The sequence below is a fragment of the Butyricicoccus sp. genome, from assembly GCF_050872565.1.
GTDB lineage: Bacteria > Bacillota > Clostridia > Oscillospirales > Butyricicoccaceae > Butyricicoccus_A.
The window spans coordinates 1-7,768 of record NZ_JBNMHC010000078.1 but is presented as its reverse complement, the minus strand read 5'-3'; the positions used below and the strand labels follow the sequence as shown (position 1 = coordinate 7,768).

9 protein-coding genes are annotated in these 7,768 nt (G+C 43.9%); all 9 read right to left on the bottom strand.

The genetic code is table 11. The features are described 5' to 3' along the window. Positions 1-39: 39 nt before the first annotated feature. The gene (locus ACR0P9_RS04945) at positions 40-741 is read right to left on the bottom strand and encodes a DUF4367 domain-containing protein (protein WP_432617886.1); all 702 of its coding nucleotides are present in this window, start codon (positions 739-741) and stop codon (positions 40-42) included. After that, positions 738-1,268: an RNA polymerase sigma factor gene (locus ACR0P9_RS04940; RefSeq protein ID WP_432617884.1), complete on the bottom strand. Its 531-nt coding sequence runs from the start codon at positions 1,266-1,268 to the stop codon at positions 738-740. Before ACR0P9_RS04940 ends, ACR0P9_RS04945 begins: the two co-directional genes overlap by 4 nt. 147 nt (positions 1,269-1,415) lie before the next feature. Then, complete coding sequence (locus ACR0P9_RS04935) at positions 1,416-2,723, bottom strand: MATE family efflux transporter (protein WP_432617883.1); 1,308 nt, start codon at positions 2,721-2,723, stop codon at positions 1,416-1,418. A 58-nt stretch (positions 2,724-2,781) separates the two neighbouring features. Then, positions 2,782-3,117 (bottom strand): hypothetical protein, encoded by a 336-nt coding sequence (locus ACR0P9_RS04930; protein WP_432617881.1) that lies wholly within the window; start codon positions 3,115-3,117, stop codon positions 2,782-2,784. A 40-nt stretch (positions 3,118-3,157) separates the two neighbouring features. Then, a complete protein-coding gene (locus ACR0P9_RS04925; RefSeq protein ID WP_432617879.1) occupies positions 3,158-4,048 on the bottom strand; it encodes a phosphodiester glycosidase family protein in 891 nt (296 codons plus the stop codon). Positions 4,049-4,052: 4 nt separating this feature from the next. Continuing rightward, entirely contained in the window at positions 4,053-5,096 is a 1,044-nt protein-coding gene (locus ACR0P9_RS04920) for a GtrA family protein (RefSeq protein ID WP_432617877.1), read from the bottom strand. Next, a complete protein-coding gene (locus tag ACR0P9_RS04915; RefSeq protein ID WP_432617875.1) occupies positions 5,093-6,664 on the bottom strand; it encodes a carbohydrate-binding domain-containing protein in 1,572 nt (523 codons plus the stop codon). The genes ACR0P9_RS04920 and ACR0P9_RS04915 overlap by 4 nt, the downstream gene beginning before the upstream one ends. A 15-nt stretch (positions 6,665-6,679) precedes the next feature. Then, entirely contained in the window at positions 6,680-7,375 is a 696-nt protein-coding gene (locus ACR0P9_RS04910; RefSeq protein WP_432617873.1) for a DUF4956 domain-containing protein, read from the bottom strand. After that, the coding region (locus ACR0P9_RS04905) for a VTC domain-containing protein (protein WP_432617871.1) at positions 7,344-7,768 on the bottom strand (425 nt) is incomplete at its 5' end. The genes ACR0P9_RS04905 and ACR0P9_RS04910, both read right to left, overlap by 32 nt.

The following is a 7,768-nucleotide window of genomic DNA, read 5'->3' as shown; positions in this document are numbered from 1 at the left end:
GGAGGCAATCTCGGACAATTTTTTCTAAAAAATTTTTATTTATTTTTTTTGCTGCGAAATGGTAATGTTTTTGGCTATTTTTACGAGGTCTTCCTTGGATACCGAACCAGAAAGCTCCATCACGCAGCCTGCTTCATTCCATACCAGTGAACGGAAGCCATCATCTTCCGTCAGGGTTGCAGTCGTTCCACGGAACTCCACATGAGAAACTTTGGCGTCTTCGCTGTACCAAGCAACACTTCCGGATTCTACCGTGACAAATGTTTGATCTAAACCAAAACTTACATCGTTGGAACCTTGATAAAAGACATGAAAATATCCATTTTCTTCATCTCGCGTCTCGTTTACTTGTTTCATCCCGTCCGGAATCCAACCAAGCTGTGCAGGTGAAAATTCGTCTATGGTGTGATCTCCTCGCAGTGTAACAGAATTCTCAGTATATTCATCACTTCGCCGTGTCAATACTTGGAAGAAATCCCGATATGCCGCGCGGACATCCGTATTGAAAAACGGCAGCGCAATAGCAATGACGAGCACAGCAGCAACAACATTTCGGCTATAGCGAAAAATCTTTTTTCGTTTTTCTCGCCGTTTTTGCTGTTGAATCAGTGCTTGCATCTCTTGTTCAAACCAAGGTGAGAAGGTATGTGTTTGTTTTTCTGCTCCTTCTGTACATGTTTTATCCATGTACTCCGCTGCTTCAGACGCAGCTTGTTGAAGCATATCATCTGTTAATTTCATCGCTCAATCCCCTCCTCCTGCAAATAGGTTTGTAATTTTTTCTTTCCTCGACTGATTAGTTTTTCCACTTTGCTGACAGAATATCCCAATATTTGTGCAATCTCTCGATTGTTATATCCTTCTGAAAATTTAAGCAGAATTACCTGACGATAGCTCGGCGGGAGCTTCACAATTGCCGCTACCAACGGTGAAAGAGATTGCGGTACGTGCTCTTCATACCCCGGTTCTTCCGTGATCTCATCTAGTGAGATCGTTGTATGGTTGTTGCGTTTATGGTACAAGTCAATGGCTGCCCGTTCTGCAATAATGACAACAAAGTGGCGGGTCTCGGTGCTGTTTACCTCTCGAACCTTCTCAATATTCTTTGCAATTTTTATAAACGCTTCGCTTAGTGCATCTTCTGCCCAGTAGTCATCATGTAGAATCTCTCTCGCCCGATATAGCATCAATGACCGATATGTATCATAAATTTGTTCTAATTTAACCTGCTGTTCTGGTTCATCAATTAACGCCATACCGGCAATCATTTTCGCACCTCCACACATACCTGTATTTTTCACCCATTATAGCCACCGGAAATCAGGCTGTCAAGAAAATTTTGTTTTTACAAGAACAAATGCCAATAGAAATACCAGGCAGGAATTCCCACCTGGTATTTCTATTGGTTCATTTTCTTACCTAGTAATAAAATTTCTGTATTTTTTCTCGAATATCAAGCACACAAATGCTGCAATGACTTCCGTAATCGGGAATGTCCACCAAACTGCTTTGAGTCCAATAAAATGTAAGACAAAAGCAAGCGGAACGAGCAAGAACACTTGACGCAGTACAATGACAAAAACGCTGGCACGCATCTTTGTAATGCCTTGCAGATAGGATGTGATAACAATTGTTATTCCGGCAGGAATAAAGCTCAGTGCAATTACACGAAATGCGTATGTTCCAATATCCATCATCGTCTGCTTCGATGTAAAGATAGATAGCAGTGCTTGCGGAAACAGCAGGAATATTAGCATAGCTGCTAACATCAATCCGCTTGAAAGTAACATAGAAAATTTCACAATTTGCTTAATGCGTTCTGCCTGCCTTGCTCCAAAATTATTGCTGATGACCGGCAGCAGTACCTGCTGAAATCCCAGCAGCGGAATGAAGAAGAACGATTGCACCTTATAATAAATGCCCAGTACCGTTACAGCATCTTCTGTGAAGAGCTTTAAAATCATGTTCAAACCGATGATATATAATGTATAAAGCGACTGCGTTGCGATAGATCCTATTCCGTTTTGATAAATCCGGCAACACATGTTACGATCTGCTTTTCCTCGTATGTGGTATGTTCGCATAACAGCAATCAAGGTAATCGCCATAGCCGACCACTGCCCAGCAATCGATGCAACAGCAGCACCTGCAATTCCCATCTTTGGCATTCCAGCATAACCAAAAATCAAGATGGGATCGAGAAGCACGTTGATTCCTGCGCCAACAACTTGTGCGAGCATCGGCAGCATCATGTTTCCTCTTGCCTGCAATATTTTTGTACAAATAGATTCTACGAAGAGTCCAAATGACCCGCCAAATATCATCTTCGCATAGATAATTCCAAGCCTACAAACCGTTTCGTTGTTGGATGAAAGATGAAAATAAGTAGGTGAAAGGGCAATTCCACACAGAGCAAAGAGTAAAAAATGAATTACGTTCAAAAGCAAACCATTTGTCATTACTGTTGCTTGTTTTGCTGTTTCTCCTTCACCGTCCATTCTGGAAATAAGGAGATTCACGCCTGCTCCTGTACCTGTAGCAAGCGCTGTCATCAGCAACTGCATCGGATAAATAATAGATAATGCGGTTAATCCTTCCGGCGAATACCGAGCGACAAAAAAGCTGTCAACGATATTATAAATCGACTGTATCAGTAGCGCCAGCATGACCGGCGGAGACAGTTTAAACAGCAATTTTGCTATTGGCGTGGTTGTCATGTCCATATACAATGATTCCTTCCCATAGTATCAAGCTATATTATGGGACAATTTGTCTGTTTTTTCAAGTCTTTCTTGACAAAATATATCTCCCTGCGCCAAGCGCAATCAACATGGCGCCAACAATCCAATATATACTCGTTAAACGATTGGTTGTGCCGTAAATCTCCAACACGCCGGTAAACAGACTGCCAATCGTCAGCGCAGCAATGCCCGCATGATACCAGTCACAGGCAGTGGTATCCGGAAGCCGCATCTGCGAGCAAGACAATATAAAAAATGGGAGCACACCTCCAATCATTGGAAGCAAAAATGCATACAGCATGAAATAGGAATACACACCATGGCTGAACCATTCATAAATCGCGCCGAATACTGCGCAGACAATCGAAACAATCAAATAGATGAACGCTGTTTTCGCACAGTTCTTCCTTGTTTGTTTAATCGCTGATATAAACAATATCACTCACGCTCCTCTCCTGTATATTTTTGCCGTTCGTTGTTGGATTATTAATAATTTTGCCGTTAAAGTACATAGTAGACGAGCCGCCGCCATCCAGATTGTACGCTGTTGTCACGCCGAGGCCTTTCATAAATTCTGCCAGTTGATATAAGGACAAGCCGGTGCTCTCACTGGTTCGGCCGTCCGAGACAACAAATACATAGTGCAGATCATCAATGACGCCAATCGCTGTGCGTGGATTGCTCGCCTTTGCTTTACCGACTTCTTCGTTTTGAGAAACAGAAATCGTGCTGTTTTCCAATAGCGCAGGGCCAAACGATAATACTTGCTGCGCTCCCTGATCCAATAATTCTTGTGCTGTGATTTCGTCCTCTTGGATAACTTCCAAACTTCCATCTTGATACAGTACCAGATCTTCTTGTCCGGCAGAGGCTGTATCGCGATATATCACACCATTTCGGATAACATATCCTTTTTCCTGTGCACCATAATAATCTCCGTTGATAGCAAGAATTGCATGATTCTCCTCTGCCATTTCTGAGGTCTTTTGCGTCACATTACGTCCATAAGCGCTCTGTGCAAGAGCTGTTTTCAAATATTCCGGCGAGGAAACCTGTACGTCTGCCACGTAAATAGAAGTATCATATTCTCGATATTCTGTCAGGGTAATCGTGATATTCTCATCTTTGTATTCAGTATCTGTCGATACAATGCTGTCAGAGCTCGACGTGTCACTAGTATCTTGTTCTTTGGTGTCAACAACTGTATATACCCGTGAAATAGCGAAGGTATCTACAGCCAAATACCCTGTAAATGCAAGGAGAATCAAGCTGTACGCAATTACCCATGTGCGTCGTTTAACCCTCATGTTCTCATTTCGTTCCTTTCATTGGTTTCTTGATACGAAAGATAATCTTGCGCTGCACCAGCCAGCTCATGCAGAAAAATAGTATTTCTGTGAACAATTTTGCGATATACCGGTTGATTCCAAGCTGATTAGTCAGCAGACTGAGTACAAACGTATTGCCTATGAGAATCACTCCCGCCAGCAGCGCGTATTGAATTGCGGACTGGGCGATATGAGAATCACTCTTAAAAACTAAACGACGATTCATTGTGTAATTAACCGATGCACTGACCAATCGCGCACCAATATTGGAGACCAAAATATTCGAGGTGAGCATAGAAAGAATACTATACAATCCATAGTCTAAACAAAAACTGGTCAGCGAAGAAACAGAGAATTTGAGAATCTCTTTGTATATCTTGCAGGAATCTTTTACGGTGTCAAAATGTGAGCTTGCATTGTCGTCAATATAAATCGTCTCAATCTCCACCTCTCGAATCGGAACGCCCATGCGCGAACAGTATAACAGTACGTTCATCTCATATTCATACCATTGTCCGGGGATTTTTAAAAGCATAGGAATCAGCTTTGCACTGCACGCACGCAATCCTGTCTGTGTATCTCGCACTGGTTGTCCTGTCGTGATATGGTATACCAAACGTGTCGTTGTATTTCCTATCAAACTGCGCAGAGGCACGTTTTCTTTCAATGTCCGACTGCCCAGTACAAGAGTATCCGTATGCTGCTGCGCCACACAGCAAATTTTCTGCGCATCAGAGATCCGATGCTGTCCATCCGCATCCAATGTCACCACGATGTGATCCGCTGAATAGTTATTGCGGATATACGTAAAGCCGGTTTTGAGTGCAGCCCCTTTTCCTTGATTTTGCTCATGTTCCAGAACAGTGCCATATTTTGCTGCCTGTGCAAATACGGATCGAGCCGCAGGACTACTGCCATCATTGACAATAATCAGCTCAAATCCCGCCTGTTTTGCCTGTTCCAGCAGTTTACAGAGCAACTCTGTCGGTTCATAGGCCGGAATTAACGCAATCCAGTTAGTTTTCATGTTGTTTCACCATCTTTCTGTACTCCCGGTCTTTGGCTTGGCTGACCGTTTGGTGCACCTTGACCGCCGCCCATCTCGTTCGGATTTTCTTCCGAACCATCATTTGTTGTGACAGAACCACCGGTATTGCTATACGTGCCATCGCAATCCAGTGCGGTATTTCCGTTTCCGTTGCATGTCAGATCAAGCGTACCGCCGTTAATCGTCAACGCACCATTGGAATCCAAGCAATCACCATCGGATATAATGGTAATTGTGCCGCCATTGACCGTAATGACGCAGTTGTCGTTTGCATCACCCGGACGGTTGCTGGCGGCAGAACCATCGGCGGCATTGATGCCGTCATCATTTGCTGTAATATCGAACGTACCATCGGTAATGGTGACGGTTAATCCTTCTATTCCCTCATAGCAATATGGAATAGACACATTGCCGTTTTTTATCACCACATTGGCATCAGAATGTATCGCATCGTCACCGGTCTTCAGAGTAAATGTGCCATCGGTAATCGTAATATCACCACCTGCGTGGATCGAATCATCTACTGTATCTGTTGTAAACGTTCCGCCAAGTATCTCCAATGTTGTGCCGGATTTGATGCCCTTCTGACTGGTCGAATCTTCTTCTATGGTTGTCTCGGTTTGATTTTCCTGTCGCGGACCGCCCATCTGCTCGGTTTTCATCGTTGCGCTGGCACTGCCTTCGCCGGTTGTAATTGAAAAGTCTCCGGCATCAATTTGAACGGATGCACTTGCGCTGATGCCATCTCCGTCTGCCTGAAGGATAAAGGTTCCATCCGCGATATAAATAAATCCCTTGTCAGTATCTTCTGTATTTTCACAATGAATTGTATCTTTTCCCGATGTAATGGTATACGTGCCATCTGCAATGCACACGCTGTCCTTGCCGGAAATACCCTGTTTTTCCGCCGTAATGGTATACGTACCGCTGGTCAAAACCAAGTCGTCTTTCGATACGATACCATGACCAGCCTCTGCTGAAATCGTCAGCGAACCTTCGCCATTGCATGTCAGATCAGATCTCGAGAAAACTACTGTATCAATATTGTTATCATCGATTGCTGTATATTCTCCGCCGTTTTTCAGCGTATTTTCTGAGCCGGTCGCCGTGGTAAGAAATACTTTATCCGCCTGTGCAACATAAATCGCTGCCGAAGTCGCATTGGTAATCGTTACCCCATTGAGCACCAATTGCACCTTATCAGAATCCTCCGCATTGACGATAATCATACCATTATCCAATGTGCCGGACAAAATATACGCGCCTTCATCCGTAATAGTGACTGTGCTGCCGTCAATCTGCACGGCATCCGAATCGCAAGACGCGCTGGTACCGGAAAGGGTAATCTTCGTGCTGGTCTCTTGGTCATATCCAACTTCTAAATCTCTGCTGGAAAATAAATCTGTTGTACTAACCTGTGAAGAATTCGTACTACTTGTTGTCGTTGTCACGGACGCGCTTCCAGAGTTTTCTGTCCCAGTTGTACCACATCCAGTCAAGGCCAAAACACCGACAAGTAGAAAACTCATTGCATGTATTCTTTTCATATCCCATTCACCTCGTTATAGTGCGTTAGTACTCGTCTCTTGGTTAGAAATAGAAATTTCCAAATTTCCATTGCGGCATCGCAGCGCATCAATCATCTCTTTTTCTTCCCCTGCATGGCACAAGGTTAAATCGTATGTTAATTTGAATAAGCTGCCCATATTGGTTGTCTTGACCTGTGTCAATGCATAGTTAGATGTGTACTGCTCTAAAATCGGTGTAAAAACATGGGTATAATCCAAATCTTCCGGAATGGTGATGTGCAGTGTTTTATACCGTGCGGTGCTTTTTTTGCTGCCAAAATCTATGCCGTTTAACAGTGCACTGGCAAATCCGAGTAAAACCGCACACAGAAAAGCATATCCGATGTATCCCATACCAACAATCAAGCCTGTGCCCATGGCGAGAAAAATCGCACCGATTTCTTTTGCCGATCCCGGTACAGAACGAAAGCGAACCAAACTAAATGCACCGGCAACAGCGACACCGGTACCTACGTTGCCATTGACCATCAAAATGACCACGCAAACAATCGCAGGAAGCAGAGCGAGCGTCGCTGCAAAGCTCTTCGTGTATTTCGTGCGATACATGTAAAATGCCGCCAAAATCAATCCGATGACCAAGGCACTGCACACGCACAGTAAAAAGTCCGTGAGCGAAATCACCTGTGTCAAATCCGAATCAAACAATCCCTGAAAAACATGAACAAACATATGAATACTCCTTTTGTTTCTTTGATTTTTGTAAAATATCTTGATACGCTCTCCCATATTTGGAGAACGATGTCTGGTAAATATGCAGACGATTGAGTGCACGACACATCCACAACGGCAAGCCGCCTGTCGTCTTGATCTCCATCAGCGTTTGTCCGCGCGGCAAGATCGGTGTGCCATAAATGGAACTGCCCAAAGAAAACTCTTGCTCTCGATACAAAATATTTTCATCAAATGTCACGCGAAGCTCTCCGCCATCTGCTTCATAATAGGCTTCTCGTTCATAAGACAAAAAGACTGCCGGTTTTAATGTTTGATAATACGCGCGGAAGTACGCAATTTCATCTGCAATCTGTGACTGCACCGGCAGCGGTAATCCGCACTGAAAGCAGG